Genomic DNA, 25,138 nt, shown 5'->3' on the forward strand with positions numbered 1-25,138 from the left:
CAGGCCAACCGGAACGGATTTCAACGAGGACGGCCGCGCGGCGGCCTCACCGCTTGCGGTTGACCATGTAGACGCCGGCAACGACGATCACCGTGCCGATCACCATCGGTGCGCTGAGCGCCTCGCCGAAGATCAGTGTCGCCTCGACCGCCACCAGCGGCGGCATCATGTAGATGAGCGAAGCGGCACGCGACACCTGTCCGCGGCGAATGAGATAATACAACAATCCGACCGCCCCCATCGACAGTCCGATCACCGACCAGGCCATCGCCGCAATTGCCGGAAGGGTAGCGTCGAAGCGCATCTCTTCCAGGTGCATTGCCATCGGCAGCGTCACCGCGAGCGCGCCGAGATACTGGAAGACCGCAATGCTGCGCAGGTCACCCTCTGCGAGAAAGCGCTTCTGGTAGAGCGTGCCGAGCGTCACCGACAGCATGGCGACGAGGTTTACCAGCACCGGGAAGGCAATGCCGGCCGTCCCGGTTCGGGCAAGATCGGCAAACTGCGGCGAGACCGCAATCAGGATGCCGGCAAAACCGATCGCCAGACCGATCATCTGGGCACGGCCGAGCCTTTCCTTCAGGAGCAGCAGCGCGAATAGGCCCGTCAGCAGCGGCTGCAGCCCGGCGATGATGCCGGAAAGCCCTGCCGGCACGCCCTGGCCGATCGCCCACCACAGCCCGGCGAGATAAAGCCCGTGCAGGAGAATGCCGGAAATGAAGGCATGCAGGAGTTCGCGACCGGTCCGCGGCCAGGCCGCGCCGCAGGCAAGCGCCACTAGCGCGAAAGCCGAGGCCGCCAGTGCGTGGCGAATGGCGAGAAACGTCAACGGATCGGCATGTGCCGCCGCCACCTTGGCGACGATCCAGCCGGTCGACCAGAGAAAGACGAAGATGGCCGCGGCCAGGCGATCGAGCATGAGGCTAAGGGATCTCCGCGGCTGCCGCGACAATGGGCAGGCAACCGGTACCCGCCGCCGTTTTTCCGGTCAAAGGAGAAATTCTGAACGTTGCCTCAAGCAATGCTGACAACAGGCCCGAGAAAATCCCGTGCATCCTGCTCCCCGCCACCCCCCGTCGAAGGCGGCAAAAAGCCGGGTCGGCGAAGAATTCGCCGGCTCGAATCGCGACCTGTCGAGCCGTCTCGATTTAATCGGCCAGCATCGAGCATGCTTCTTGCATTGCCATCAGCGTTGTATTCTTATGGTCAAAAACCAGGGAACGTACCATTGGCATTCGATGAAATGTTGACGGCGGAAAATCTTCCGCGGGAGCCGTACAAGACTTACCAGGACTGGTATCAAGGCCAGGATCCGGCCCATCTGGTGCAGAAATCGCGCGACGCGGAAAACATCTTCCGCCGGACCGGCATCACCTTCGCAGTCTATGGCCACGAGGATTCTTCCGAAAAGCTCATTCCCTTCGACATCATCCCCCGCATCATCTCGGCGCGCGAGTGGCGCAAGCTGGCGCAGGGCATTGAGCAGCGCGTGCTGGCGCTCAACGCCTTTCTCGACGACATCTACCACAAGCAGGAAATCATCCGCGCCGGCCGCATCCCCCGGGCGCTGATCGAGAACAACGTCACCTTCCTTCCGGAGATGATCGGCTTCAAGCCGCCCGGCGGCGTCTATACCCACATCGTCGGCACCGATATCGTGCGCACCGGTGAAGACCAGTTCTACGTGCTGGAAGACAATGCCCGCACGCCCTCCGGCGTCTCCTACATGCTGGAGAACCGCGAGACGATGATGCAGATGTTCCCGGAACTGTTCACCCGCAACAAGGTGCAGCGGGTGGAGGATTATCCCTATCTGCTTCGCCAGTCGCTCGCCTCGCTGGCGCCGCCCGGCTGTACCGGTCGGCCGCGGGTGGCGGTGCTGACGCCCGGCAGCTACAATTCCGCCTATTACGAGCATTCCTTCCTCGCCGACACCATGGGCGTCGAGCTTGTTGAGGGCTCCGACCTCAGGGTCATCGACGGCAAGGTGAAGATGCGCACGACGCGCGGCTACGAGGCGATCGACGTGCTCTACCGCCGCGTCGACGACGACTTTCTCGATCCGATGACCTTTCGCGCCGATTCGGCGCTGGGCGTCCCGGGCATCATGGATGTGTATCGGTCCGGAAACATCACCATCGCCAATGCGCCCGGCACCGGCATCTGCGACGACAAGGCGATCTACTCCTACATGCCGGAAATCGTCGAGTTCTACACCGGTCGCAAGGCGCTGCTCGAAAACGTGCCGACCTGGCGCTGTTCCGAGGCCGACAGCCTGGCCTATGTTCTGGAGCACCTGGAGGAACTGGTGGTCAAGGAGGTGCACGGCTCCGGCGGTTACGGCATGCTGGTCGGCCCGACGGCGTCGAAGAAGGAATGCGCCGATTTTGCCGACAAGCTGAAGTCGAACCCGTCCAACTACATCGCCCAGCCGACGCTGTCGCTGTCCACCGTGCCGATCCTCGTCAACAAGGGTATCGCGCCGCGGCACGTCGACCTGCGCCCTTACGTGCTGGTCTCCGACAAGGTGAAGATCATTCCGGGCGGTCTGACCCGCGTGGCGCTGAAGCAGGGTTCGCTGGTCGTCAATTCCAGCCAGGGCGGCGGCACCAAGGACACCTGGGTTCTGGAAGATTGAGGGCGTGACCTGATGCTGGGAAGAACTGCCAACGGCCTCTACTGGATGTTCCGCTACATCGAGCGCGCCGAAAACATCGCCCGCCTCATCGATGCCGGCATGCGTGTTTCGCTGACCCGCGCCGGATCGTCCGACGAGGACTGGGACGGCGTGCTGCAGAGCGCCGGCGTGCGCGACGAATTCGCCGAAGTGCACGACAAGATGACGGCGGCCAACGCCATCGACTACCTGCTGCGCGACACGGCAAACCCGTCGAGCGTCATGTCGTGCATCGACTCGGGCCGCAACAACGCCCGCATGGTGCGCACCGCGCTCACCCGCGAGACATGGGAAGCCACCAATGAGTGCTGGATCGAACTCAAGCAGTTGCTCGGCCGCAAGGTGCGCGCCGCCGAACTGCCGGAGGCGATCGACGTCATCAAGCGCCGCGCCGGCCTCATCCGCGGCGCCTTCCACGGCTCGATGCTGCGCAACGACCTCTACAACTTCTCGCGCATCGGCACCTTCATCGAGCGCGCCGACAACACCAGCCGTATCCTCGACGTCAAGTATTACGTGCTGCTCCCGGCAGTCAGCCAGGTCGGCTCGTCGCTCGACAACTTTCAGTGGGAATCGATCCTGCGCTCGGTCTCGGCCCACCGCTCATACGGCTGGGTCTACGATGGGGAGTACCGACCGTCGAACATCGCCGACTTCCTCATCCTCAACGGCCGCATGCCGCGTTCTCTTGCCTACTGCTACGAAAAGATCGTCAGCAATCTCGGCTATCTGGCGGAGGATTACGGCGAGCGGAACAAGGCGCACGAGACGGCGGGTGCGATCAGGTCGATGCTGAAACGCGGCTCGATCAGCGACGTGATGGACCAGGGCCTGCATGAATTTCTCGAGGATTTCATCAGCCGCAACAACCAGCTGAGCGTCGATATTTCGGAAGGCTACCGCTTCTACCGGTAACCGGCGCGAGCATTGATGGGAAACGGAACAGCCGCATGCGTCTGAAAATCTCGCATACGACAGAATATCGCTACGACGAGCCGGTGGCCTATGCGCTGCAGCGGCTGCGGCTGACACCGCTGAGCGCCGCGACGCAGACGGTGTCGTCCTGGGCGCTGTCCGTCGAGGGCGCCAAGGTGGAAGCCGGCTATGCCGACCAGTTCGGCAACCGCGTCGACCTCGTGTCCGTTGAGGGCGGCGAGCACACGATCCGCATCCTCGCCTCCGGCGAGGTCGATACCATCGACCGGACCGGCGTGGTGGGTCCGCACACCGGCTTCGTGCCGCTCTGGCTCTACCTGCGCGACACGCCGTTGACGAAGCCCGGGCGGTTGCTGCGCGAGCTTGCCCGCGGCATCGAGGGTGACAGCGAGCTTGCCCGAATGCACGCGCTGATGGAGGCGATCAACGACACGGTCGCCTACGAGCCCGGCACCACGGATGCCGAGACCACCGCTGAACAGGCGTTCGAGGCGAAAAACGGTGTCTGCCAGGACCACGCGCATATCTTCATCTCGACGGCGCGGCTGATGAGCCTGCCGGCCCGCTACGTCTCCGGGTACCTGCTGATGGAAGGCCAGACCGAACAGGTGGCGACGCATGCCTGGGCGGAAGTGCATGTGCCGGGCCTCGGCTGGGTCGGTTTCGATGCCGCCAACAATATCTGCCCGGACGAGCGTTACGTGCGCGTCGCCACCGGCCTCAGCTACCGTGACGCGGCGCCGGTGTCGGGCATGCGCATCGGCACGCGCGGCGAGGAACTGACCGTATCGCTGACCGTCGAGGCGCCCGGCATGAGCCAGACCCAGACGCAGGATGGCCAGACGCAGAGCCAGGGCCAGCTCGCAAAGGCCGCCGACGGTGTGAAGGACCCGGCGGCCGGGCAGTAGCCCCGGCCAGCACGCCCAGAGCGAAGAGCTTGCCATCCGTCCTGAACTCCGCCGCGCAAGCCCTGCGCCATCCCCGGCTGGTTGAATGGCATCCCGAAAAGGAGCCTGCATGCTGTTCGGCCGATCACTCTTCGACTCCATCTTGACGCGGCTCGATCACGAGCAGCCGGAAGAGCCGACGACTGCGCCCGAACCTGCATTCCGGGTGAACGGCCTGCCGGCGGGCTTCGTCGCGACGGTCGAAGTGGCAGAGAGTGAACATCGTGCCGGCGACGCCTACCGCGCCTTTCAGGCCGACGCCGTGCCGGATTTTGATGACGACGAAGGACGCGTGCCGGCCGGTCCGCCCTTCAACCCACTGGAACCGACCGGGCGTCCTGAAGCCGAGGATGCCGGAATGCCTGCCCGTTTCGAGCGGCTGACCGAGGCGCAGGTGATCGAGGATCTCGGTCTCTCGCCGACGGACGACGCAGAGGTTCTTGCCGAAAAACGCCGGCGCTTTGCCCGCGACAACCATCCGGACCGCGTCCATCCGCAGTTGCGCGACCGCGCGACGATCCGCATGACGCTCGCCAACGCCGCCGTCGACCGCGCAATGAGAGGCGCGCATGCGAGCGCCTTCTTCGACAGGCCGGGCCGCAAATCCAGCTAGGCCTGGCGCCTCCCCGTTCGACGCAGAGAGATTGCAAGGCGCACCGTGGCACTCCGATGGACCACCACGCCCATTGCCCGACGAAGCAGAGCCGCCTCAGCCACCGTCGAAGGTTTTCCCGGCCGCCGGCGCTTTTCCACCTTTTAGCGATTGAAGCCGCCGCCGACCTTTGTTATGAACTCGCACCGGCCGGAACGGCGCTTCGCCGCCTGTTCCAACGAGACGCACCCGTAGCTCAGCTGGATAGAGTGTTGGATTCCGATTCCAAAGGTCACAGGTTCGAATCCTGTCGGGTGCGCCACATTGCCGGTCCTCTGATGCTGCTGATCGAGCGGCGACATATCCTCTCCCATCATAGCGCTCCTTCGTTGACTAAGGCGGCCGCTGATCCCAACTGTGCGTGATGCCGAAACACCAGAAGAACGAAGTAGAACTGCTGCGGACATGGACGCTCTCGCCGGCGGCGACGCTCGGGTCCTTCGTCCGCGCAAAGGGTATTCTTCAGGAGATACAGGCACGGCTTCCGTCGGCTTTGAAGAAGTCGATCATCCTGGAAGGCAGCGACCTGACGCTTGCGATGCCGGCGAGCGACAAATCGGCGTTCAAGGCAGCCGAGGCCATCGTCGCAAAGGCGGTGGAGGAGGCGCCGAGCCTGCCGGTGATTCCGCGCGAGATCGAGGACATCCTGACCATCAAGACAAGCGAACGGCATCGATGGCTTGCCGACGGCCGCCTTCAAAGCGCCGGGACGCGAACCGTGCGACTGAACGGCCGCGCCCGGCAGATCACCTTCCATGTCTACGATCCCAGAGCGGTTGAAGACCTTCTCGACCGGGGTGCGGTCGACGAATGGCGGGTCGAGGACGCCGAGGCCAAAGCGGAGAAGAGGCTGAAAGCCGCCTACCAGGCGAAGCTGACCCGGTCGCTGAAGAAGACCCGCAAGGCAAAGACAACGAGCAAGGACACCTCGACCGAGGCTCCCACCAGGCTCAAAGGGTGGGACGAGTTCGACGTCGACGGCCTCCTTCGGTAACGGCGGCGGCGCGATGCTGGCGCATGCGCGCCGGCCCTCACCTCATTGCGTCGATGAGGCGCGCTCGCCACCCGGCCGCTTTTGCTTTTCCCATATGACCAGCACCAGGCTTGCGCCGACGATCAGCGCTGCACCGACGAAGACGTTGGCTGCCGGAATTTCGGCCCAGATCAGATAGCCGTAGACGAAGGCCCAGATCAGCCCCGTATATTCGACGGGCGCCAGAGCCGATGCCGGCGCGTAGCGAAAGCCCTCGTAGAGCAGATACTGGCCGATCGTCGCGACGAGGCCGAGGCAGATCATCAGCAGCCAGCCCATCATGTCCGGCGTCTTCCACAGCCAGGGGAACGACACAGCGCAGGCGAGCGCAAACAGCAGGCTCGTTGCCCACATCTGCGTCAGGGTCGTTTCGCTGCGGCTGACCAGGCGGATGAGGATCGTGCTCCAGGCCCAGCAGAAGCCGGCGATGACGCACATCGCTGCAGGCAAAAGATTCGGCGAATGAGCGGGATTGGCAGCAATCAGCACGCCCAGAAAGCCGCCGATGCAGGCAATCCACCGTCCGGCGCCGACGGTCTCCTTGAGAACCAGGATCGACAGGAACACCACCATCAGCGGCGCGGAGAAGTAGAGCGTCGTCAGCTCGGCAAGACCCAGATGCTTGGCGGCATTGTAGAACAGAAGCCAGGCAACGAGCATCAGCCCGGCGCGCAGCACCACCGTGCCCCGGTAGCGGCTCTTCATGATCGACGGATGACGAAGATGCCTGGCGAGCGCGCCGGTGATCAGGACGATCACCAGACTGCGCATGAAGAGCACCTGCGGCACCTCGTAATCCGCCACCAGCCATTTCACGATCGCGTCCTGAAGCGCAAAGCAGGCATAGCCGGCCGATGCCAGGGCAATCCCGAGAAGTGGCCGGCCGTCGTCAATATTCGTTTTCATCGGATGGAATGCTGAGATGCGCGTTGCGGGGAGCCACTCCTTGAACGCAACCGGCCGGGAGGGCAACCGAATTCGGTCCGACGACCGGACAGGCTCCCGTCACCTGCTCCAGCATCCTGACGCTTCGCGTGCGGCGGCCTCCGGAGGTTTCATCGGAACCAACTCCGAACCTCGGCGGTTTCTGACCCTGTGAGATTTAGGAGATATTGATGACGACCATGACTTTGAAGGAGCTGTCGAAGCAGCTCGGCAAGATCGATTTCTGCATGTTCAACACCACCGGCGGATCGGCAACAATCAACAGCCGCCCGATGAGCAACAACGGCGACGTCGAGTATGACGGCGATTCCTGGTTCTTCTCCTACGAGGACACCCGCAAGGTGCGCGAGATCGAAAGCGAAAGCGTCGTTTCGCTGACCTTTACCGCGCCGCCGAGCCTGCTCGGCAAGCCGGGGATCTTCATTGCCGTCGACGGAAACGCCAGCCTGATCCGCGACAAGGCGCAGTTTGAAGCACACTGGGTGAGCGACCTGGATCGCTGGTTTCCGCAGGGCATCGACACGCCCGGCATCGTTCTGATCAAGGTCTCGGCGCGCAACATCGAGTATTGGGACGGCGAGGACAACGGCCGGATCGCGCTTGGCGGCACGAGTGCCTCCGACGGAGGCGCCGTATGAGCGACAACGGCATCGACCGGGACAAGATCTGGAAGGATTTCGGCGATGCCGTCAACATGACGCCGGCCGCCCTCGACAGGTGGCTGGCAACCGACGAGAGCAAAGCGGCCGGTTGGACGCAGGATGGAGCCGATGAGACGATCGGCCATCATTCCGGCCGCCGCATCGTCGAGATCAAGCACAAGGCGAAAGCCGATCTCACCGATGACGATTATGCCCATATGCGAAAGGTGGTCGGCTACGTCCATCGCCATCTCGCACAGGGCGGCCCGAAGGAAGATCGAGAAGGATCGACCTGGCGGCACTCCCTGATGAACTGGGGCCATGATCCGCTGAAGGATTGACGTCGTCGCCTGGGCCTCCCGCGTCGCTGGCCCTCGCAGCCGCATCTGCGCCGTGCAAGTGCGCGCGACCGCAGTTCAAGATCGACCGCATGCCGCACTGAAAGAATGCAACAAGGAGCTTCCGGATCAACAATGCCAGGATCGTTTACCAGTGTCTTCCTCGTCGCCTTCGACCTCGACGAACGCCAACAGGCCATTCGTGCCTTCGATCCACGGCAGGTCGAGACGGAAGCGGCAGCCATCGACGAGGCGAAGGCGCTCGCGCAGGACCACGCCGGGGTTCTGGTCTGGAAGCGGCAGGGCGACCCGGTGGTCGGCGAGGAAGGCGATCCCGAGATCGTCTTCAGGACGGGCACAACCGGCGACTTCAACTGACGGCGCGGCAGTGAGCCGCTAAGGGCTGGCAGATCGACGGCTGGCAGGTCGCGCGACCTCAGCTGTTGCCCACCTCAGGCGTAGAGACATTCCTCGCAGATCCCGCAACAGTCTTCGTCGAACTGGTTGGTATCCTTGCGCTTTCCGCAACAGGCGCAGATGCGCGTCTCGCTGCCGCGTGACGGCGTCGGGGGAATGATCTCGATCTCGGCTTCTGTCTTCTCGACGAGGGAAATGTCTGCCATGGCGCACACCGTATGTGGTCTCCGCCAGAAGTTAGGAGCGAGGCCCCGGTGTTTCCAGTGGCAGCGGGCAGATCGGACCATTTGCTTTCAACGCAAACCGTACAGAAGGTCGATCGACGGACCGACGGCGGACCGCTCGGTTCGAGGCCACTTGCAATAGTCTCGGTGCAGGGCCACTTCTGGCACCGGCCACAAAACGGTCCCGGCGCGGCGCCGCGCACCGCTTCCAAGTCTCAGTGCAGCAAGCAGGCATATTTCATGTTCCATCTGATCTTCGGGCTTCCCTGGCTGGTTGTCCTTCTGCGTTTCATCCAGCCGCTGCCCTGGCTGTGGTCCGTCAAGCTGCTGGTCGCCGGCCTCCTCCTCGTCGCATCCCAGTATCACCTGTTCAACAAGCTCTCCTCCGGCTCGGTGTTCTCACCGGAGTTTCCAAGACCGCTGGTCATCGGCTTCAACCTGTTGATGGCCACGCTCATCCTGCTGGCGGTGTTCCAGATCGCGCTCGATGTCGTGTCCGTCGTTGTCACGCCGTTCCTCGGACATTTCCCGGCCGTGCCGCCGGAACTGCGCTATGCCATGGGCGCCATCGCCCTCGGTCTTTCCGCGTACGGTGTTGCCCAGGCGGTGCGCGTTCCGCCGGTGAAGAACATCGAGGTCGCGATCCGCAACCTGCCGCCAGCCTTCGAAGGCTACCGCCTGCTGCAACTGACGGACCTGCATATCAGCCGGCTGTTTCCAGCCTCCTGGACGCGTGAGGTCGTCGAGCGGTCGAATGCGCTGGGGGTCGACCTGATGGTCGTGACCGGTGATTTCATCGACGGCAGCCTGCAGGACCGGCGCGCCGACGTGGCGCCGCTGGCCGGGTTGCGGGCTCCGGATGGGATCCTGGCGATCCCCGGCAACCACGAATACTATTTCGATTATCAGACCTGGATGCAGCATGACGCGAGCCTTGGCATGCGGATGCTGCTGAACGACCACGCCGTGATCCAGCGCGGCGACGATAAACTGGTGGTCGCCGGCGTCACCGATCTTGCGGCACTGGGCGGCCCCTCGCCGGCACCGGATCTTGCAGCTGCCCTCGAAGGTGCCCCTCAGGATGCGCCGGTCATCCTGCTCGAACACCAGCCGCGGCTTGCACCTCGGTCGGCCGAGGCTGGCGTGGCGCTGCAGCTGTCGGGCCATACGCATGGCGGCATGGTCGTCGGTCTCGACCGTCTGGTCGCCCGCGCCAACAACGGCTTCGTCTCCGGCCGCTACGAGGTCGGCGGCATGACGCTCTACGTCAACAACGGCACGGCGCTGTGGCCAGGCTTTGCGCTGCGGCTGGGCCGGCCGTCGGAACTGACGGTCATCACCCTGCGCAAGGGGTAACGGTTCTTGCGGCAGGAAGACCGACAAACGGCGGCGGGATGGATGTCCCGCCGCCGTTGTTGTGTGTGGACATCGCTCAGGCGACGTCGGGCAGTTCGCCGATCATCTTGTCGAGCGTGATCGGATAGTGCCGCACGCGGATGCCCGTCGCATTGTAGATGGCGTTGGCGATCGCCGCCGAGACGCCGCAAAGGCCGAGCTCGCCGATCCCCTTGGCCTTCATCGGCGACGAATAGGGATCGGTCTCGTCGAGGAAGATCACCTCCTGGTGCGGGATGTCGGCGTGCACCGGCACCTCGTAGCCCGCCAGATCATGGTTGACGAAGAACCCGCGACGGGTATCGACCGCCAGTTCCTCCGACAGCGCGCCACCGGCGCCCATGGTCATCGCGCCGATCACCTGGCTTCGGGCGGTGATGGGGTTGAGGATACGACCGGCCGCGCAGACTGCCAGCATGCGCCGGATCCGGCTTTCGCCAGTCGCAACATCGACGCCGACCTCGACGAAATGGGCGCCGAAGGTCGACTGCTGGTGGGTCTTCGAGAGATCGCCCCACTCCACCTTGTCCTCGCCAGTCAGTCCTTCGGGACCGGCAGCTTCGGAAAGCGGCACCGAACGGTTGCCGGAGCGCACCATGCCGTTCTCGAAGGTGACATCCTCCGAATTGAAGCCGAGCTTCTGTGCCACCGCTTCGCGCAGCTTGACGCAGGCCGCATAGACGCCGCTCGTCGAGCAGTTGGCGCCGAACTGGCCGCCTGAACCGGCAGACACCGGAAAGCGCGAATCGCCAAGATGCACGCCGACCTTGTCGACGGTCAGGCCCATCATCTCGGCCGCCGTCTGGGCGATGATCGTGTAGCTGCCGGTGCCGATATCGGTCATGTCGGTCTCGACCGTTACCACGCCGTCCTGGCCAAGCCGGACACGGGCACCGGAGGGCAGCAGCAGGTTGTTGCGGAAGGCGGCCGCCACGCCGGTGCCGATCAGCCAGTTGCCCTCGCGACGGGCGCCGGGGCTGGTGCGACCGCTCCAGCCGAAGCGCTCGGCACCAAGCTTCAGGCAGCCGATCAGATCCCGGTGCGAGAACGGACGCTCCGGGTTTTCCGGATCCACCTGCGTGTCGTTGAGGATGCGGAACTCGATCGGATCGAGGCCGAGCTTTTCGGCCATCTCGTCGATGGCGATTTCCAGCGCCATCAGGCCCGGCGCTTCGCCGGGCGCCCGCATCGCATTGCCTTCCGGCAGGTCGAGCGTCGCGAGCCGCATGGCGGTCATCCGGTTCTCTCCGCCGTAGAGCAGCCGCGTCTGCATGACGGCGGTTTCCGGTCCGCCGCCCGGCAGGTCGCCGGACCAGCTTTCGTGGGCAATGGCGGTGATCTTGCCGTCGCGTCCCGCACCGATGCGGATACGCTGGATGGTTGCCGGACGGTGGGTGGTGTTGTTCATGATCAGCGGCCGCGGCAGCGCCACCTTGACCGGACGACCGACTTCCTTGGCACCGAGCGCGGCAAGCACCGCATCGGCGCGCAGGAACAGCTTCCCGCCAAAACCGCCGCCGATGAACGGCGACATCAGGTGGATCTTCTCCTTGTCGATGCCGAGCGTCGTGGCAAGGTCGCCCCGCCACCAGTCGATCATCTGGCTCGACGTCCAGAGCGTCAGCTCGTCGCCGTTCCAGGCGGCGATCGACGCATGCGGCTCCATCATCGCATGGCTCTGGTCGGGCGTCGTGTAGGCTTCGTCGAGGGTGACTTCGGCCGAGGCGAACGCCCCGGCGAAATCGCCATGGCTGGAATCCGGCTCGCTGTCTTCCGACGGCTTGACGGCATCGCCCTTGGCCGCTTCGAGATCGAAGACGCCCTTCTCTTCGGCATAGGTCACCTTGATCAGTGCGGTGGCGGCACGCGCCTGCTCGAAGCTTTCCGCCACCACCACGGCGATCGCCTGGTGGTAATGCTGGACGACATCGCCGCCAAACAGGTTGGCGGTGTTGAACTTGCCCTTTTCGCGCTTTCCGGCATCGAGCGTCGTGACGACGGCCAACACGCCATCGGCAGCCTTCGCCGCCGACGTGTCCATGGCGGTGATGCGGCCCTTGGCAATCGCCGCTCCCAGCGGATAGCCATAGGCGTAGCGCATGTTCGGATCGTGCCATTCATAGGCGTACATAGCCCGGCCGCTGGTCTTCAACTGCCCGTCGATGCGCGGGATCGGCTGGCCGACCACCTTCAGGCGATCGATCGGGTTGGTGGTCGCTGGTGTATCGAACTGCATGGATCAACCCTTTGCTTCGGCAAGCACGGCGCCGAGCGTGCGCTCGACCAGCGTGACCTTGAAGGAGTTCTGCTCGGTCGGGCGGGCGCCCGACAGAAGCGCCTGAGCGGTTGGCCGCGCACCGCTCTTCAGCTGCGCGTCGGCGTCTTCGACACGCCACGGCTTGTGGGCGACGCCGCCGACCGCGACGCGGCCCGTGCCGTCCGGCTGAATGACCGCCGCCACCGAGATCAGCGCGAACGCGTAGGATGCCCGGTCGCGAACCTTGCGATAGATCTGCTTGCCACCGATCGGCGGCGGCAGGACGACCGCAGTGATGAACTCACCCTGTTCGAGCGCCGTCTCGATATGCGGCGTCTCGCCCGGCAGGCGATGGAAATCGGCGATCGGGATCGAGCGCGTGGTGCCGTCGGCCTTCGTCGTCTCGACCACGGCATCGAGCGCCCGCATGGCGATTGCCATGTCGCTCGGATGGGTGGCGATGCAGGCATCGCTGACACCGATGACGGCGTGCTGGCGGCTATAACCGCCAATGGCGGAACAGCCGCTTCCGGGCGTCCGCTTGTTGCACGGCTGATTGGTGTCGTAGAAGTAGGGACAGCGCGTCCGCTGCAGCAGGTTGCCGGCGGTCGTGGCCTTGTTGCGAAGCTGGCCGGAAGCGCCAGCCAGCAGCGCCCGCGACAGTAGTCCGTAGTCGCGGCGCACCCGCTGGTCGGCGGCAAGCTCGGTGTTGCGCACCAGCGCCCCGATCCGCAGCCCGCCGTCCGGCGTCGGCTCGATCGTGTCCAGCCCCAGGCCGTTGACGTCGATGAGATGCGTCGGCGTCTCGATCTCCAGCTTCATCAGGTCGAGCAGATTGGTGCCGCCGGCGATGAACTTGGCCTGCGGATTGGCAGCAGCGGATTTCGCAGCCGCTTCGACGGAGGCGGCGCGTTCGAAGGTAAAGGCTCTCATGCTTTGCCTCCCGCAACTTCGACGATCGCATCGACGATGTTGGAGTACGCCCCGCATCGACAGATATTGCCGCTCATCCGTTCGCGGATCTCGGTCGGCGTCATCTGCGCCGTGGCATTGAGATCGCCGGTGACGTGGCTCGGGATGTTCGCCTTGATCTCCTCGATCACGGCGATGGAGGAACAGATCTGACCCGGCGTGCAGTAGCCGCACTGGAAGCCGTCATGCTTGACGAAGGCGGCCTGCATCGGGTGCAGGTTGCCCGGTTCGCCAAGTCCCTCGATCGTGGTGATCTCGTCGCCCTCGTGCATCAGCGCCAGCGACAGACAGGAATTGATCCGCCGTCCGTCGACCATCACCGTGCAGGCGCCGCACTGGCCATGATCGCAGCCCTTCTTGGTGCCGGTCAGGTGCAGATGCTCGCGCAGCGCATCGAGAAGCGTGGTGCGGTTGTCTATGTCGATGCTTCGGCTTTCGCCGTTGACGGTAAAGGATAACTTGCTGGTCAAGGCCATGTCTGTTCCTGCGGACTGAGCTGCCGCGAGGCTTGGCGCGGCTCCGGTGACCGCGACGGTCGCGGCCGAAGAGATAAGTAACCCTCGCCGGGAGATTTCAAGCTCGAACGGGCTTTGCATGTCTGGTCCACTTCTTTCTGGAAGGATCCGCGGCGCAAAGTGGTTCGCGCGCTCCAATCCATGAAGTAGAACAGCAATGCCCGAAGGGCAGACCGGCAAGCATACAATCAGGCATCGCAGAGCCGGCGGGAACCTGTCAAGCACGGCATCCGGCGATGATGTAAAGGCTAGACGGGTCATGCGCGGAAAGCCCTGTTCTGTAGAGCTTTCGCGGCTCAAAAACGCAATATGGCGGCTGCCTCAGCCGGCATATTCTGCGTCGCTAACCTGCTCCATCCAGTCGACGACCTTGCCGTTCACATGCTCGTGAGTGGCGATGTGGGTCATGGCCGTGGTCGGCGAGGCGCCGTGCCAGTGCTTCTCGCCAGGCTCGAACCACACCACGTCACCGGGATTGATTTCCTCGATGGGACCGCCGTGGCGCTGCACCAGCCCTTTGCCCGCCGTGACGATCAGCGTCTGGCCGAGCGGATGCGTGTGCCAGGCGGTGCGGGCGCCGGGCTCGAAGGTGACGGTGGAGGCCGCCGCACGACGTGCATCATTGGCGGCAAACAGCGGATCGACACGCACGGTGCCGGTGAACCAGTCGGAGGGGCCCTTGGCCGAGGGCTGCGACCCGTTGCGGGTGATGTCCATGAGAATTCCTTTCATCGGCAGAAACAGGACGGCGGCCGCCCTTCAGACGACCGGCACGCGTGGCCTGGGGAGGAGATAACGCGCGACGCGCGGAATGTGAGGTGGCAAGGCCAAGATTACCGACGTAGCGCGTCATGCCTCAGGGAAGCGCGTTCAGCCGGGCTTCGGCAAGATCCACCTCCCGAACCAGCTTGCGCGACACCTCGTCGGAAATCCGCCGCGCGCGGCCGAGCGCAAAGACCGTGTCGCGCTCCGCCTTCACCGCTGCCAGCCGCATACGGCGCTCCACCGCTTCGACGGCGCGCACCTGCTCGGCATTTTCCGTGCTGCCGGACCGTCCCTCGATGCGGCGGCGATAGAGTTCCATCAGCCGCGCAGCCGCATCGGCATAGATGTCCACGTCGCTGCGTCCCTCGCCCAGTTCGTGCTGCAGCTTCTCGATTGCCTGGATGGCGGCCTGTGCGGCGGCGATCCGGGCATTGTCCTCCTCGCGCTCGTGATGCGGCTCGGCCGGCAGTTCGAGGTCCTTCAGCAGTGGCGGCAGGGCGAGGCTCGCGGCGATCAGCGACAGGACGATGACGCCGGCGGCCAGCAGGATCGCGAGGTCGCGCGCCGGGAACGGCGAGCCGTCGTCCAGCAGCAGCGGCAGCGTCAGCACGCCGGCAAGCGTGATTGCACCGCGCACGCCGGCGGCCGAGGTTGCTGCGATCAGCCGCCAGTGCGGCCGGGTGCGTGGCGTGCCACGCCAGACGGCGCGCAGCAGGGTGAAGCGCAGCGACACCCAGACCCAGATGGAACGCAGCACGCCGAGCGCCACGGTGATGGCGACGATGTAGACGATGAGCCAGATCGGCTGGTGGTGGCCCGTCTCCTGGACCACCCGTGCGGCACCGGTGATGATGCGCGGCAACTGCTCGCCGAGCAGCACGAAGATGATGCCGTTCAGCGCGAACTGCAGCGTGTCCCACACCGCACTGCGACGCACGCGGGTCGCACCGAGCGCGTGTCCGCGCTGTTCGGCGTAGCTCATGGTGATGCCGGCCGCTACCGCTGCAAGAATGCCCGAACAGTCCAGATGCTCGGCCACCAGATAGGCGCCGAACGGGATCAGCAGGCTGATCAGGATCTGCGATCCCGTCTCCTCGCCGAGCTTGCGCGACACGTATTCCTTGGCGATGACGGTGCACCAGGTGACGCCGGCGCCAATGGCGATGCCGCCGAACGCCACCCACAGGAAGGTTCCGAGCGCCGAGGTGAGCGAGAAGGATCCGGTGAGCGCAGCGGCGACGGCAAAGCGCATGCAGACGAGGCCCGACGCATCGTTGAGAAGCGATTCACCTTCCAGGATATGCATCAGCCGACGGGGGATCGGCACCCGGGCGGCGATCGCCGAGACGGCGATTGGATCGGTCGGCGAAATGATCGCCGCCAGCGCGAAGGCGACGGTCAGCGGCATCGCCGGGATCATCCAGTTGATGAAGAAACCCATGCCGATGACGGTGAACACCACCAGACCCAGCGACAGCTCGAGGATCGTCGCCTTGTCGCGGAACAGGCCTTCCTTCGGAATGCGCCAGCCATCGAGAAACAGCAGCGGCGGCAGAAACAGCAGGAAGAAGATGTCCGGATCGAGCTCGACGCCCGACCCCGTGATGCCGGCAATTGCGGCGCCGAGCACGATCTGCACGAGCGGCACCGGGATCGCGATGGGCGAAAGCCGCGTCAGCGTTCCGCTGACGACCACCGCAAGCAGCAGGACCAGAGCAATGGTGATGCTCTCCATGTTCTCCCCTCGCCCGGCTCGATGTCTGGAAGGGCAAGGAACTGCCCTCAGGCGCTAACCTAGGGGCAGCCTCTTGGGCGTCAAGCCGAACCGAGTGTTCGGCGACGGCGAGCGTCGCAGCCGTCCTCGGGCCGCGCCGCCATCGCACCGCCTGTTTGTCCCCGCCCTGCTCTCGCCCGGCTGCCGTCGGCAGCGTTACTGCAACAGCTGCAGGATATTCTGGTTGGCGGCATTGGCGATCGACAAGGCCTGAACGCCCAGCTGCTGCTGCGTCTGCAGCGCCTTCAGCCGCGTCGAGGCTTCGTTCATGTCGGCATCCACCAGCTTGCCGATGCCGCGCTCCAGGCTGTCCGTCAGCCGCTCGGCGAAGTCGCTCTGCATACCGATCCGGCTCTGCAAAGAACCAAGCAGAGCCGCACCGTCGATGGCGCGTTCCGACACCACGTCGACATAGCTGATGTAGGTCTCGATCAGCTGCGGATTGGCGACAATGTCGATGTCGAGGAAGTTGAGGGTGGGGATCGGCTCGATGTTCACCGAGATGCCGGTGAAACCGATATAGGTGCCGGATCCGGATTTGCGGTCGGCATTGACGTCGGTCTCCATCATGATCGTGCTGCCGGAGGTGGCGTCGATGTTGACGTCGGGCCAGTCGGTGGACAGCAGCGCGCGCAGCAGCGTCTCCATCTCGCCGGACGTGTCGATGCCGCCATCCGTCTTGCCAAGCGTCGTGTTCACGAAGTCGCTGTTGAACGTGTAGGCCTGGGTCGGGCTATTGTTGACGCCGAAATTGAAGCTGACCTCGACGCCGTCGAAGATCCGGAAGGGCGTGAAATTGAGCGCGATCTCCTGGCCGCGCTGCGAGAAATCCGAGGCATTGCCGAGGCCGCCCGAGCTGACGGTGCTGGCGATGTTGGTGACCCCGACAAAGGATCCGTCGAGACCGGAGTTCTGCTGCGTCCAGATGCCGATCCGGTCGATGATCGGATCGTTCCGGTAGTCGCGGTAGGTGGTCGCGCGGGCGCCCGATCCGCTCGAACCGAGCACGCTGTTCAGCACCTGAGCGTAATCGGTATAGGTGCTGATGACACCGTTTGCACCGACGCCGAGCACCGTATCCACCAGCGCGCGGTCGATCACGATACCCGTCGTCTTGCCAGGATTTTGCGCGCCCGGCAGGCCGTCGGCGGGATTGTCGGCATCCACCGTGATGTCGAAGGCGATCGTCTCGCCGGCGTTGAACGACAAGGGGCCGCTGAAGTTGAAGTCGAACGAGGCATAGGTCGCTGCCCGCAGGTTCGAGGTGCTGCGGACCAGGTGGTTGTTGCCGTTGTTGTATTCCGTGCGGATGCCGCCGAGCGTCTTCGGATCGCGCGGATCCGCCTGCAGCATGCCGCCGCCGGTGGAATTGAAAAGTGCAAGCTTCGACAACTGCACGTCCATCCTGTCCAGCGAGACACCGGACTGCTGCCGGGTGAACGACGCCACCAGCGAGGTCTTCGCCTGGGTATCGTCGTAGATGTCGGGAAATTCAGTGCTCAGCCAGTTCTGCCCGGCAAAGCTAGCCGAACTTGCGATGGCCGAAACCTGGTCCTTCAACTGGTCCAGTTCCTTCTGGATCTTCGATCGGTCGACGCCCGGCTCGGCCGATGCCACGAGCTTCGACTTGAAGTCCGCAAGAATGTCGATGGTCGCGCTCATGCCCTCGTAGGCGATGGCGACCGTCGCATCGGCAAGGTTGAGCGCGTCGCCGACGGCCGAGATGGCCTTGTGATCGGAGCGCATCGTCGTCGCGATGGACCAGTAGGCAGCATTGTCCGCAGCGTTGCCGATGCGGTAGCCGCTGGCGACCTGCGCCTGTGTCTGGTCGGCGGAACGCGTGATGCTGCGCAGCGTGCTGAGCGCAGAAATTGCGCCAGCGTTCGTGAGAAGACTGGTCATGGCCATGTCCAAGATGTCGGGGGTGAAGCGCTTTTCATAAGCGAAAACAACGCGACTATTTGGATCAGACTTGGTTAACACAGTCCTAACGCGGATATGGAATTTTAGGAAAATAAGATAGACGCGCGGTCAATTTGTCTGATCCGGCTCGCAGACCGGAGCGTAGCGAGTGCGACAGACAATCGTGAACCGAATGCCGAAGCACATACCGAAGAGCCAGTTGCCGACGAAAACCTGTCACTGCTGCGGACGGCCGTTTGCCTGGCGCCGCAAATGGAAGCGCGACTGGCAGGCGGTGAAATTCTGCTCGGACCGTTGTCGCGTTAAGGGCGAGCATTCGAAGGAGCTCCGATGACCGAACCGCGCATCGCCATCATCGGCGCCGGCATTGCCGGCCTGTCGGCGGCCGAACAACTGCGCGGCGTTGCCGCTGTCACGGTGATCGAGAAAAGCCGCGGCGTCGGCGGACGCATGGCCACCCGGCGCAGCGACGGCGCTGCCTTCGATCACGGCGCCCAGTATTTCACCATCCGCGACGCGCGTTTCCATGCCGCCATGCATCCCCTGCTCGATGCCGGGGTCATCGAGGCGTGGAACGTGCCGCTGTCGAGCATCGACGAAACCGGTACGGTGGCACGGTTGGCCGACCGCGCGCCGCGTTTCGTCGGCGTTCCGACGATGACGGCGATTGCCAAGACGATGACGCAGAGCCTCGACCTGCGCCTCGGCGTGCGTGTGCTGTCGCTGACCGGTGAGCCGGGCCGCTGGCATCTGGAGACCGATGGCGGCCAGCTAGGGCCGTTCGACTGGGTGGTGTCGGCGGCGCCCGCGCCACAGACGCTCGACCTGTTGCCGCTCGCGGACACCGACCGCGAGGCAGTCGCCGGCGTGCGGATGAACGGCTGCTTCACGCTGATGATCCGGCTCGGCACGGAGGCCGTCCCAGTACCGGCAGCGAGCCGGGTGGATCATCCGGTGATCTTGTGGGTCGCCGCAAACAACACGAAGCCCGGCCGCGACCCGGAAACTTGCCTCATCGTGCACGCCGACAACCGCTGGTCTGAAGATCATCTGCAAGATCCACCGGAGATCGTCAAACAGCTGATTTTCTCCAGCTTTCGGCAGCTTTTTCCGCAACTTAATCCCGACACGGCGGTTTCCCTCGAGCTTCACCGCTGGCGCTTTGCCAATGTTGCAGAGCCGCTCGGCCGTCCGCTCCTGATCGACACCGACCGCCGCATCGCTGCCTGTGGCGACTGGTGTATCGGCAACCGGGTCGAGGCGGCGTTCCTGAGCGGCTTGGAACTGGGCGAGCGTCTGCGCACAGACATCTCAAGCGAGAGACGATGACCACCAGTACGCGTACCCTGACCCAGACCCTTACCTACGCCGGCACAATCCCGTTTGCCCTGTTTCTGCTGCCGGACCTGCCGGTAATCGGCGACGCGACGATGCCGCTGTTTGCCGCCTACGGGGCGATCATCGCCACCTTCATGGCCGGCACGCTGTGGGGCATGGTCCAGCGCGACACGCAGCCCGACGCGAAGCTGCTGGTGATGAGCAATTTCGTGGCACTCGCTTGCTGGACCTGCCTCGCCTTTCCGGTCGGCCGAGTGACGCTCATCGTCGAGCTCGTGCTGTTCCTGGCGCTTCTGGCGATGGAAGGCAGTCGGGCTCCGCTACACGCGGAAAAGCCGTGGTACTGGCGGATGCGCATGCGCGTCACGGCGATCGTCTGCGTGTTCTTCCTGACGCGGATCGTCATAGGCTGACCTTCACCAGACGATGGGTGTGCCGTCATAGGCGAAGAAGCAGCCACTGTCCGAGGGGCTGAGGCCGTCGAGTACGCCGAGCATCTGCCGGGCACTCTCCGGCGGACTGGTACGCGGGTGACTGCCGGCATAGGCCTCCGACAGGGAGGTTGCGACGGTGCCGGGATGCAGCGGCACCAGGACGGCAAGCGGATGCGTCCGGACAAGCTCGATCGAAGCGGTCCGGACGATCTGGTTGAGGGCTGCCTTCGAGGCCCGGTAGGAGATCCATCCGCCCAGCCGGTTGTCGCCGATCGAACCGACGCGCGCCGAGAGAAACGCCATCAGCGCCCGCTCCCGCCGCGCCAGCATCGGCGCGAAGTGCTTGATCACCAGCGCCGGTCCGACCGCGTTGAGCGCGAATTGCTTCATCATCGCCTCGCCACTCACCTGCTTCAGCGATTTTTCAGGTCCCGCGCCGTCGATCGTCAACCCGCCGGTGGCGCAGACGATCAGATGAAACTCGCCCGACAACCGAGATGCAGCGGCGGCGACGCTGTTGTCCGAGGTGATGTCCAGCCCGTCCTTGCGGCGCGACAAGCCAACGACCTCTGCACAATTCTCGTCCTCCTCCAGCACCGAAGCCAGTGCTTGGCCTATGCCGCCGCTCGCGCCGATCACCAGCGCCCGGTATCCGGCAGGCAGCGAAGCAAGGATGGGATCGGTCATGTCAGGCTCCTTCCTGTGCTTTGTGCTCTAGGCTTCCGGTCTGGTCAGACGCGCTCGCCGGCATCGAGCCGCTTGAGGAAACCCTGCGCCGATGCGCGGTACTCCTGGCGCTTCTGGTCACTCATCCGCCGCCACGTGGCATAGGGCTGCGCCAGGCGCCGGTTACCCGACAGAGCCTCGCCGTTGCGATCGAGGAAATCCCAGTAGAGTGCGTTGAACGAGCAGGCATCCTCGCCGATCTTCTTGCGCACGTCGTAGCGGCACGTCTCGCAATAGTCGGACATTTTCGAGATGTAGTTGCCGCTTGCGGCATAGGGCTTGGATCCGAGCAGCCCGCCATCGGCGAACTGGCTCATGCCGATGACGTTCGGTGCCTCGACCCACTCGTAGGCATCGGCATAGACCTCCAGATACCATTCATGCACCGCATACGGATCGACGCCGGCGAGCAGCGCGAAGTTGCCGGTCACCATCAGTCGCTGGATGTGATGCGCATAGGCATGCTCGATCGTCTCGCCGATCACGGTCGCTAGACAGCGCATGTCCGTCTCGCCGGTCCAGTAGAATCCCGGCAAGCCACGCGTATTGCCGAAGAAATTGCTCTCCACATAACCCGGCATCTTCAGCCAGTAGACGCCGCGCACATATTCGCGCCAGCCGATGATCTGCCGGATAAAGCCTTCGACGGCGGCGATCGGCGCCCTTCCCTCGAGATATTCGCGCTCCGCCGCCCGGCAGACGGCCAGCGGATCGAGAAAGCCGATATTGATGTAGAACGACAGGAGCGCGTGGTTGAGGAACGGATCGGCGGCCAGCATGGCATCCTGCGTCTCGCCGAAATGCGGCAGGTAGTCTGCGATGAAGGCATCCTGCACTTCCTCCGCCTGCGCCCTCGTGACGGCAAAGCCGAAGCGGTTGAGCCGGCCGATATGCCCGTCGAACCGTTCCGCGACGAGCGCGATGACCTCGCGGCTGATGGCGTCGGGCGGGAACCGCTTTCGCTGCGGGCGGAAAAGGTCCGGCCGTGCCGGATTGCGGTTCTCGCTGTCGAAATTCCAGCGTCCACCGATCGGCGCGTCGCCTTCCATCAGCAGGCCGGTGCGCCTGCGCATCTCGCGGTAGAAGAATTCCATGGTGAAATCGCGCCGGCCGGCCGCCCACTGCCGGAACGTCGCGTGCGAACAGAGGAAACGGTTGTCGGGGCGGATCTCGACCGGACAGCGTAATTCAGCCTGCCAGTGCTTCATGTCGTCGAGGACCCGCCATTCGCCGGGCTCTGTCACGACGATCGTTTGCGGTGCCACATCCGCGACCGCACGCAGCACCTCAGCGCCGAACGAACCGGCGTTGTCTCCGTCGTCGAGCCGCGTGTAGCGGAGGCGAAAGCCCTTCTCCCGGAGTTCCTCGGCGAAGTGACGCATGGCCGAGAAGATGAAGGCGATCTTCTGCTTGTGGTGGCGCACATAGGTGGCTTCCGCCATCACCTCGCACATCAGCACGACATCCTGCGCCGGATCGGCATCGGCAAGGCTGCTGATGCCGGTGGACAGCTGGTCGCCGAGGATCAGGATGAGGTGACGGATGGGAGTCATGGCGCTGCCGATTGGTGCGAAACGAGGTGTGCTCGTTTCCTACGGCGGATGGCGCGCGGTGGATTACCCGATCGCGTCAGCGATAGCGGATGCCGGTCTCTTCATATGCCTTCATCAGAGTGTTCGCCGACGCGCAGAAGGCGGTCGGATCGCTGCGCAACTGCTGCGTATGGGTGGCCACGCGCGACGCAGCTTCTTCCCGCCGCTGGTATTCCAGCCAGCCCATGGTGTCGGCGGCGCTGTCCAGGCCGAGCTTCAGCTTGGCCGGATCCAGATGCAGATCCGGACAGTTGTCGTTGGCAACGAGCAGCAGCGAATAGGCGGCGAAATCGGCCAGGGCTGCCTCCGGGGTCTGCTGGGCGATGGATGGCGTGGCGATACCCGCCAGAAACAGAAGCGCGAGTATTCGCCGCATGGTCATGTCTCCGCTGACTACGACCCCGGTTGTAGGCAGAGAGAGGTTCAGATTGGGTGAACGGGATCGGCTGTCCACAGGCCAGCTATGCGCCGCACACCTAGGGTCGGCCCGAACGCGCAGCGGACGGGTGGGCAGTTGGATCAGCGATCAGCCGCCTGAGCGACGCAGCGGCAGGATCGTCGCGCCGTTGCCCTCCGCCTGCCGAAGCGGCTCGACGGTTGGCGGACGGGTGCGGCCGATCGGGAAGCGGACGATGCCCTCGCCTTCGGGCAGTTCGTCCGGCCGGCGGTTCAACAGCTCGTAGAGTTCCGGAACCAGGCCGTCGCCGTTGTGCTGCGCCAGCTTGTGCAGTCCGATCAGCAGGGAAGGATCGCGTCTATCGTCATCCATTGATACCGGCCCTCCGGTCGCTCATCGTCTGCAGTGCCCGCTCGAGGCTCGATTTCGACCCGTTGCGCAGCGGAACGAACGTCTTGCCGAACTTCTTGCAGCCGGTCTTCACGCGCAGACACGCATCATGGCTGATACAGTCGATGGGGCAGAAGACGCAGTCGACGGAAGGCAAAACCGTATCGATGCGCGATACCGCCTCGCGCAGGCCGCCGTCGTGATGGATGAGTTCGGCGCCGAAGTTGCTGGCGATCTGCCGCAGATGGGCCACCTGGCAATCGCGCCCGCCGACATAGAGGAAGCTCTTGACGCTGACGGCCTCGACCACCTTCGTTACAGGCTGTGCAGCCGTACGCTGCCGGCTGTCGGCCTTGCGCTTGTCCTTCTTTGCCACGGCTCGTCATCCCTTTGTCCGAGTCATGCCCCCTCGGGAGCGGTCGGGACGAACATAGATAACATGACAAAAGGAGTAAAGTTAAAACTTGATTGCGGTACTCATATTAAATTCGGTAGCTTAATGGGCTGGATCTCAAGCGCTGAGACCTCGTTCCGTGACGTTAATCTACCCCCAGCGCCTATTCTGTCGGACCGACCGAAATAAGCTTGATGCCGATGAGGTTGTGATAGTCGTCGGAGACGATCTCGCCATAGCCGATCACCTGGCCGTTGATCTGCAGCTCCACCGCTTCTCCGAACTTGCGGTCGAGCAGGAAGCAGTGCCCCTGCTGTGCCGCCATCAGTTCCGAGATGGAGATCTTCGTGCGGCCGAGCACCGCCTGAACATCGACCGGGATATCCTGAAGCGTGCCGGGCCTTGCATGCTGGCGCGGCGGCTCCGTGACCAGCCAGCTGGCAAGCGCATCCTCGCCCTGGCGAAGTTCGCGGATCGGCGCGGCGTCCAGAACAGGCGCCGGCTCGATGACGTCGGCCGGCTCCAGAAGCGGCGCCGCAAACGGCTCTCCGGGCTGCGCCTGCGGCAGCAGCACCGCCGTGTCGCCATCGCCGTCGATCATCGGGAAACTGTCGTCATGCCCGTTCATGGGTCCACCTCGTCGTGCAGTTGACAATACTGAGGTAATAGGACCGTTTGGGCAGCCGGGGGATGTTCGCTGTCGGTTAGTATTAACGCTGCGTTAAGATCCACAATCGCGGGCCTCACCAGCGCCGCCGCTGGCAAATTCCGGCACAAGGACGACCAACCCGTCCCTCGCCGCGCAGGCCGGGGCACCCTTCGATCGCGTCAGTTGTCGTGCCGACGCGTGATTCGACCCTCGATCACCGGCCCGCAGGCGCCACGCAGGCGCTTCAGCGTGGTGAGCGGAAACGTGATGCGCGCCAGGGCGGCGATGAAATCCGGCTTCTCCCGCTGCGCGAACGCCACGACCATGTCGCCCTTCACCTCGTTGCGCTTGGCGCAGGTGATGAAGATTTCGCGGTCGCCGAGGCAGAGGTAAAAATGATCGGACAGGTAGTCGAGCATGCTCGACTGGATGATGGCGCCGGTGTCCGACAGCCCGACGATACGGACCTGCATGACCGAGAAGGTTTTGACCCCCGCCACCGAGTAGACCGCGCGTGCGACGAGATTGACCTTGCGGAACGGCGCTTCCTGCCGATCGATACCGGCATAATACTGCGACAGATAGTTGCGAGGCTTCTGCGTCGACGTCATCTAAGCTACTCGAAATATAAGGAATTTACCAATTGTTAAGCATATAACGCGACCCCTGGAGGGCGGCAATACTTCAAATTGTACGTAGTCGGCTGACGGGTGGCGCAGGAGAAAGGCGCATGCCGGCGTGTGCCGCAGGCGTTTTTTACCGATTGATAAATATTCGGCGCGTGTTACGCTCTGTCAGTTGCATCAA

At 64.1% G+C, this 25,138-nt stretch carries 27 protein-coding genes, 1 tRNA gene and 1 pseudogene; 13 read left to right on the forward strand and 16 right to left on the reverse strand.

The window, feature by feature from the left end; all coding sequences use genetic code 11:
• Nucleotides 1–46: 46 nt before the first annotated feature.
• The gene (locus tag AAIH46_RS03915) at nucleotides 47–919 is read right to left on the reverse strand and encodes a DMT family transporter (protein WP_430304288.1); all 873 of its coding nucleotides are present in this window, start codon (nucleotides 917–919) and stop codon (nucleotides 47–49) included.
• Nucleotides 920–1,228: 309 nt separating this feature from the next.
• Here AAIH46_RS03915 and AAIH46_RS03920 point away from each other — a divergent pair, with 309 nt between their 5' ends.
• The 6 genes and pseudogenes from AAIH46_RS03920 (at nucleotide 1,229) to AAIH46_RS03945 (ending at nucleotide 6,206) form a co-directional block, all read left to right on the forward strand.
• Nucleotides 1,229–2,638 (forward strand): circularly permuted type 2 ATP-grasp protein, encoded by a 1,410-nt coding sequence (locus tag AAIH46_RS03920; protein WP_430304289.1) that lies wholly within the window; start codon nucleotides 1,229–1,231, stop codon nucleotides 2,636–2,638.
• Nucleotides 2,639–2,650: 12 nt separating this feature from the next.
• A complete protein-coding gene (locus tag AAIH46_RS03925; RefSeq protein WP_430304291.1) occupies nucleotides 2,651–3,592 on the forward strand; it encodes an alpha-E domain-containing protein in 942 nt (313 codons plus the stop codon).
• Nucleotides 3,593–3,627: 35 nt separating this feature from the next.
• Nucleotides 3,628–4,446 (forward strand): annotated as a pseudogene (locus AAIH46_RS03930) (transglutaminase family protein); the annotation flags it as partial.
• Between the two features lie 184 nt (nucleotides 4,447–4,630).
• Complete coding sequence (locus AAIH46_RS03935; protein WP_430304292.1) at nucleotides 4,631–5,173, forward strand: hypothetical protein; 543 nt, start codon at nucleotides 4,631–4,633, stop codon at nucleotides 5,171–5,173.
• Between the two features lie 224 nt (nucleotides 5,174–5,397).
• Nucleotides 5,398–5,474 (forward strand) — tRNA-Arg (locus tag AAIH46_RS03940).
• A 102-nt stretch (nucleotides 5,475–5,576) separates the two neighbouring features.
• Entirely contained in the window at nucleotides 5,577–6,206 is a 630-nt protein-coding gene (locus AAIH46_RS03945) for a hypothetical protein (protein ID WP_430304293.1), read from the forward strand.
• Nucleotides 6,207–6,248: 42 nt separating this feature from the next.
• Here AAIH46_RS03945 and AAIH46_RS03950 read toward each other — a convergent pair whose 3' ends face one another.
• On the reverse strand, nucleotides 6,249–7,151 hold the full coding sequence (locus tag AAIH46_RS03950) for a DMT family transporter (RefSeq protein ID WP_430304294.1): 903 nt from the start codon (nucleotides 7,149–7,151) through the stop codon (nucleotides 6,249–6,251).
• Between the two features lie 209 nt (nucleotides 7,152–7,360).
• On the opposite strand from AAIH46_RS03950, the gene AAIH46_RS03955 reads away from it, so the two are divergent.
• From AAIH46_RS03955 to AAIH46_RS03965, 3 genes are all read left to right on the forward strand, one after another.
• Complete coding sequence (locus AAIH46_RS03955; protein WP_430304295.1) at nucleotides 7,361–7,828, forward strand: pyridoxamine 5'-phosphate oxidase family protein; 468 nt, start codon at nucleotides 7,361–7,363, stop codon at nucleotides 7,826–7,828.
• Entirely contained in the window at nucleotides 7,825–8,172 is a 348-nt protein-coding gene (locus tag AAIH46_RS03960) for a DUF3140 domain-containing protein (RefSeq protein WP_430304296.1), read from the forward strand. Before AAIH46_RS03955 ends, AAIH46_RS03960 begins: the two co-directional genes overlap by 4 nt.
• A 132-nt stretch (nucleotides 8,173–8,304) precedes the next feature.
• Entirely contained in the window at nucleotides 8,305–8,547 is a 243-nt protein-coding gene (locus AAIH46_RS03965) for a hypothetical protein (protein WP_430304297.1), read from the forward strand.
• A gap of 74 nt (nucleotides 8,548–8,621) precedes the next feature.
• Here AAIH46_RS03965 and AAIH46_RS03970 read toward each other — a convergent pair whose 3' ends face one another.
• Nucleotides 8,622–8,792 carry a hypothetical protein gene (locus tag AAIH46_RS03970; protein WP_430304298.1) on the reverse strand — a complete coding sequence of 57 codons (171 nt, stop codon included), beginning with the start codon at nucleotides 8,790–8,792 and terminating at the stop codon, nucleotides 8,622–8,624.
• Nucleotides 8,793–9,050: 258 nt separating this feature from the next.
• On the opposite strand from AAIH46_RS03970, the gene AAIH46_RS03975 reads away from it, so the two are divergent.
• The gene (locus tag AAIH46_RS03975) at nucleotides 9,051–10,166 is read left to right on the forward strand and encodes a metallophosphoesterase (RefSeq protein WP_430304300.1); all 1,116 of its coding nucleotides are present in this window, start codon (nucleotides 9,051–9,053) and stop codon (nucleotides 10,164–10,166) included.
• Between the two features lie 76 nt (nucleotides 10,167–10,242).
• Here AAIH46_RS03975 and paoC read toward each other — a convergent pair whose 3' ends face one another.
• The 6 genes from paoC to AAIH46_RS04005 all read right to left on the reverse strand — a co-directional run bounded on the left by paoC (nucleotide 10,243) and on the right by AAIH46_RS04005 (nucleotide 18,390).
• A complete protein-coding gene (gene paoC / locus AAIH46_RS03980) occupies nucleotides 10,243–12,441 on the reverse strand; it encodes an aldehyde oxidoreductase molybdenum-binding subunit PaoC (RefSeq protein ID WP_430304302.1) in 2,199 nt (732 codons plus the stop codon).
• 3 nt (nucleotides 12,442–12,444) lie between these two features.
• The gene (locus AAIH46_RS03985; protein WP_430304303.1) at nucleotides 12,445–13,395 is read right to left on the reverse strand and encodes an FAD binding domain-containing protein; all 951 of its coding nucleotides are present in this window, start codon (nucleotides 13,393–13,395) and stop codon (nucleotides 12,445–12,447) included.
• On the reverse strand, nucleotides 13,392–14,030 hold the full coding sequence (paoA, locus tag AAIH46_RS03990) for an aldehyde dehydrogenase iron-sulfur subunit PaoA (protein ID WP_430304991.1): 639 nt from the start codon (nucleotides 14,028–14,030) through the stop codon (nucleotides 13,392–13,394). Before paoA ends, AAIH46_RS03985 begins: the two co-directional genes overlap by 4 nt.
• A gap of 240 nt (nucleotides 14,031–14,270) precedes the next feature.
• Nucleotides 14,271–14,666 (reverse strand): (R)-mandelonitrile lyase, encoded by a 396-nt coding sequence (locus tag AAIH46_RS03995; RefSeq protein WP_430304304.1) that lies wholly within the window; start codon nucleotides 14,664–14,666, stop codon nucleotides 14,271–14,273.
• A gap of 139 nt (nucleotides 14,667–14,805) precedes the next feature.
• Nucleotides 14,806–16,449, reverse strand: a complete 1,644-nt coding sequence (locus AAIH46_RS04000; protein WP_430304306.1) for a Na+/H+ antiporter — start codon at nucleotides 16,447–16,449, stop codon at nucleotides 14,806–14,808.
• A 195-nt stretch (nucleotides 16,450–16,644) separates the two neighbouring features.
• Nucleotides 16,645–18,390: a flagellin gene (locus AAIH46_RS04005; protein ID WP_430304307.1), complete on the reverse strand. Its 1,746-nt coding sequence runs from the start codon at nucleotides 18,388–18,390 to the stop codon at nucleotides 16,645–16,647.
• 193 nt (nucleotides 18,391–18,583) lie between these two features.
• Between AAIH46_RS04005 and AAIH46_RS04010 the strand changes: the two genes are divergently transcribed.
• From AAIH46_RS04010 to AAIH46_RS04020, 3 genes are read left to right on the forward strand one after another with little or no spacing between them, the layout of a single operon-like run.
• On the forward strand, nucleotides 18,584–18,745 hold the full coding sequence (locus tag AAIH46_RS04010) for a DUF2256 domain-containing protein (protein ID WP_430304308.1): 162 nt from the start codon (nucleotides 18,584–18,586) through the stop codon (nucleotides 18,743–18,745).
• Nucleotides 18,742–19,740, forward strand: a complete 999-nt coding sequence (locus AAIH46_RS04015; RefSeq protein ID WP_430304309.1) for an NAD(P)/FAD-dependent oxidoreductase — start codon at nucleotides 18,742–18,744, stop codon at nucleotides 19,738–19,740. The genes AAIH46_RS04010 and AAIH46_RS04015 overlap by 4 nt, the downstream gene beginning before the upstream one ends.
• Nucleotides 19,737–20,162 carry a DUF3429 domain-containing protein gene (locus tag AAIH46_RS04020; RefSeq protein ID WP_430304310.1) on the forward strand — a complete coding sequence of 142 codons (426 nt, stop codon included), beginning with the start codon at nucleotides 19,737–19,739 and terminating at the stop codon, nucleotides 20,160–20,162. The genes AAIH46_RS04015 and AAIH46_RS04020 overlap by 4 nt, the downstream gene beginning before the upstream one ends.
• A gap of 3 nt (nucleotides 20,163–20,165) precedes the next feature.
• On the opposite strand, the gene AAIH46_RS04025 is transcribed toward AAIH46_RS04020, so the two are convergent.
• The 7 genes from AAIH46_RS04025 to AAIH46_RS04055 form a co-directional block, all read right to left on the reverse strand.
• The gene (locus AAIH46_RS04025) at nucleotides 20,166–20,870 is read right to left on the reverse strand and encodes an SDR family NAD(P)-dependent oxidoreductase (RefSeq protein WP_430304311.1); all 705 of its coding nucleotides are present in this window, start codon (nucleotides 20,868–20,870) and stop codon (nucleotides 20,166–20,168) included.
• Nucleotides 20,871–20,914: 44 nt separating this feature from the next.
• On the reverse strand, nucleotides 20,915–22,462 hold the full coding sequence (locus tag AAIH46_RS04030; protein ID WP_430304312.1) for a cryptochrome/photolyase family protein: 1,548 nt from the start codon (nucleotides 22,460–22,462) through the stop codon (nucleotides 20,915–20,917).
• Nucleotides 22,463–22,538: 76 nt separating this feature from the next.
• Nucleotides 22,539–22,877: a hypothetical protein gene (locus AAIH46_RS04035; protein ID WP_430304313.1), complete on the reverse strand. Its 339-nt coding sequence runs from the start codon at nucleotides 22,875–22,877 to the stop codon at nucleotides 22,539–22,541.
• 150 nt (nucleotides 22,878–23,027) lie between these two features.
• Nucleotides 23,028–23,270: a hypothetical protein gene (locus AAIH46_RS04040; protein ID WP_430304314.1), complete on the reverse strand. Its 243-nt coding sequence runs from the start codon at nucleotides 23,268–23,270 to the stop codon at nucleotides 23,028–23,030.
• A complete protein-coding gene (locus AAIH46_RS04045) occupies nucleotides 23,263–23,598 on the reverse strand; it encodes a DUF2325 domain-containing protein (RefSeq protein WP_430304993.1) in 336 nt (111 codons plus the stop codon). The genes AAIH46_RS04040 and AAIH46_RS04045 overlap by 8 nt, the downstream gene beginning before the upstream one ends.
• A 247-nt stretch (nucleotides 23,599–23,845) precedes the next feature.
• Nucleotides 23,846–24,310, reverse strand: coding sequence for a FliM/FliN family flagellar motor switch protein (locus AAIH46_RS04050; RefSeq protein WP_430304315.1), 465 nt, complete (start codon nucleotides 24,308–24,310; stop codon nucleotides 23,846–23,848).
• Between the two features lie 200 nt (nucleotides 24,311–24,510).
• Nucleotides 24,511–24,942 (reverse strand): hypothetical protein, encoded by a 432-nt coding sequence (locus AAIH46_RS04055; RefSeq protein ID WP_430304316.1) that lies wholly within the window; start codon nucleotides 24,940–24,942, stop codon nucleotides 24,511–24,513.
• Between the last annotated feature and the right edge of the window lie 196 nt (nucleotides 24,943–25,138).

It is taken from the genome of Rhizobium sp. 0TCS1.26 (assembly GCF_050455525.1).
Classification (GTDB): domain Bacteria; phylum Pseudomonadota; class Alphaproteobacteria; order Rhizobiales; family Rhizobiaceae; genus Neorhizobium.

Bases quoted from the DNA above. Each gene is read 5' to 3' on its own strand.
- AAIH46_RS03915 (WP_430304288.1), bottom strand. From the start codon at position 919: ATGCTCGATCGCCTGGCCGCGGCCATCTTCGTCTTTCTCTGGTCGACC.
- AAIH46_RS03925 (WP_430304291.1), top strand. From the start codon at position 2,651: ATGCTGGGAAGAACTGCCAACGGCCTCTACTGGATGTTCCGCTACATC.
- AAIH46_RS03935 (WP_430304292.1), top strand. From the start codon at position 4,631: ATGCTGTTCGGCCGATCACTCTTCGACTCCATCTTGACGCGGCTCGAT.
- AAIH46_RS03945 (WP_430304293.1), top strand. From the start codon at position 5,577: ATGCCGAAACACCAGAAGAACGAAGTAGAACTGCTGCGGACATGGACG.
- AAIH46_RS03950 (WP_430304294.1), bottom strand. From the start codon at position 7,151: ATGAAAACGAATATTGACGACGGCCGGCCACTTCTCGGGATTGCCCTG.
- AAIH46_RS03955 (WP_430304295.1), top strand. From the start codon at position 7,361: ATGACGACCATGACTTTGAAGGAGCTGTCGAAGCAGCTCGGCAAGATC.
- AAIH46_RS03960 (WP_430304296.1), top strand. From the start codon at position 7,825: ATGAGCGACAACGGCATCGACCGGGACAAGATCTGGAAGGATTTCGGC.
- AAIH46_RS03965 (WP_430304297.1), top strand. From the start codon at position 8,305: ATGCCAGGATCGTTTACCAGTGTCTTCCTCGTCGCCTTCGACCTCGAC.
- AAIH46_RS03970 (WP_430304298.1), bottom strand. From the start codon at position 8,792: ATGGCAGACATTTCCCTCGTCGAGAAGACAGAAGCCGAGATCGAGATC.
- AAIH46_RS03975 (WP_430304300.1), top strand. From the start codon at position 9,051: ATGTTCCATCTGATCTTCGGGCTTCCCTGGCTGGTTGTCCTTCTGCGT.
- paoC (WP_430304302.1), bottom strand. From the start codon at position 12,441: ATGCAGTTCGATACACCAGCGACCACCAACCCGATCGATCGCCTGAAG.
- AAIH46_RS03985 (WP_430304303.1), bottom strand. From the start codon at position 13,395: ATGAGAGCCTTTACCTTCGAACGCGCCGCCTCCGTCGAAGCGGCTGCG.
- paoA (WP_430304991.1), bottom strand. From the start codon at position 14,030: ATGCAAAGCCCGTTCGAGCTTGAAATCTCCCGGCGAGGGTTACTTATC.
- AAIH46_RS03995 (WP_430304304.1), bottom strand. From the start codon at position 14,666: ATGGACATCACCCGCAACGGGTCGCAGCCCTCGGCCAAGGGCCCCTCC.
- AAIH46_RS04000 (WP_430304306.1), bottom strand. From the start codon at position 16,449: ATGGAGAGCATCACCATTGCTCTGGTCCTGCTGCTTGCGGTGGTCGTC.
- AAIH46_RS04005 (WP_430304307.1), bottom strand. From the start codon at position 18,390: ATGACCAGTCTTCTCACGAACGCTGGCGCAATTTCTGCGCTCAGCACG.
- AAIH46_RS04010 (WP_430304308.1), top strand. From the start codon at position 18,584: ATGCCGAAGCACATACCGAAGAGCCAGTTGCCGACGAAAACCTGTCAC.
- AAIH46_RS04015 (WP_430304309.1), top strand. From the start codon at position 18,742: ATGACCGAACCGCGCATCGCCATCATCGGCGCCGGCATTGCCGGCCTG.
- AAIH46_RS04020 (WP_430304310.1), top strand. From the start codon at position 19,737: ATGACCACCAGTACGCGTACCCTGACCCAGACCCTTACCTACGCCGGC.
- AAIH46_RS04025 (WP_430304311.1), bottom strand. From the start codon at position 20,870: ATGACCGATCCCATCCTTGCTTCGCTGCCTGCCGGATACCGGGCGCTG.
- AAIH46_RS04030 (WP_430304312.1), bottom strand. From the start codon at position 22,462: ATGACTCCCATCCGTCACCTCATCCTGATCCTCGGCGACCAGCTGTCC.
- AAIH46_RS04035 (WP_430304313.1), bottom strand. From the start codon at position 22,877: ATGCGGCGAATACTCGCGCTTCTGTTTCTGGCGGGTATCGCCACGCCA.
- AAIH46_RS04040 (WP_430304314.1), bottom strand. From the start codon at position 23,270: ATGGATGACGATAGACGCGATCCTTCCCTGCTGATCGGACTGCACAAG.
- AAIH46_RS04050 (WP_430304315.1), bottom strand. From the start codon at position 24,310: ATGAACGGGCATGACGACAGTTTCCCGATGATCGACGGCGATGGCGAC.
- AAIH46_RS04055 (WP_430304316.1), bottom strand. From the start codon at position 24,942: ATGACGTCGACGCAGAAGCCTCGCAACTATCTGTCGCAGTATTATGCC.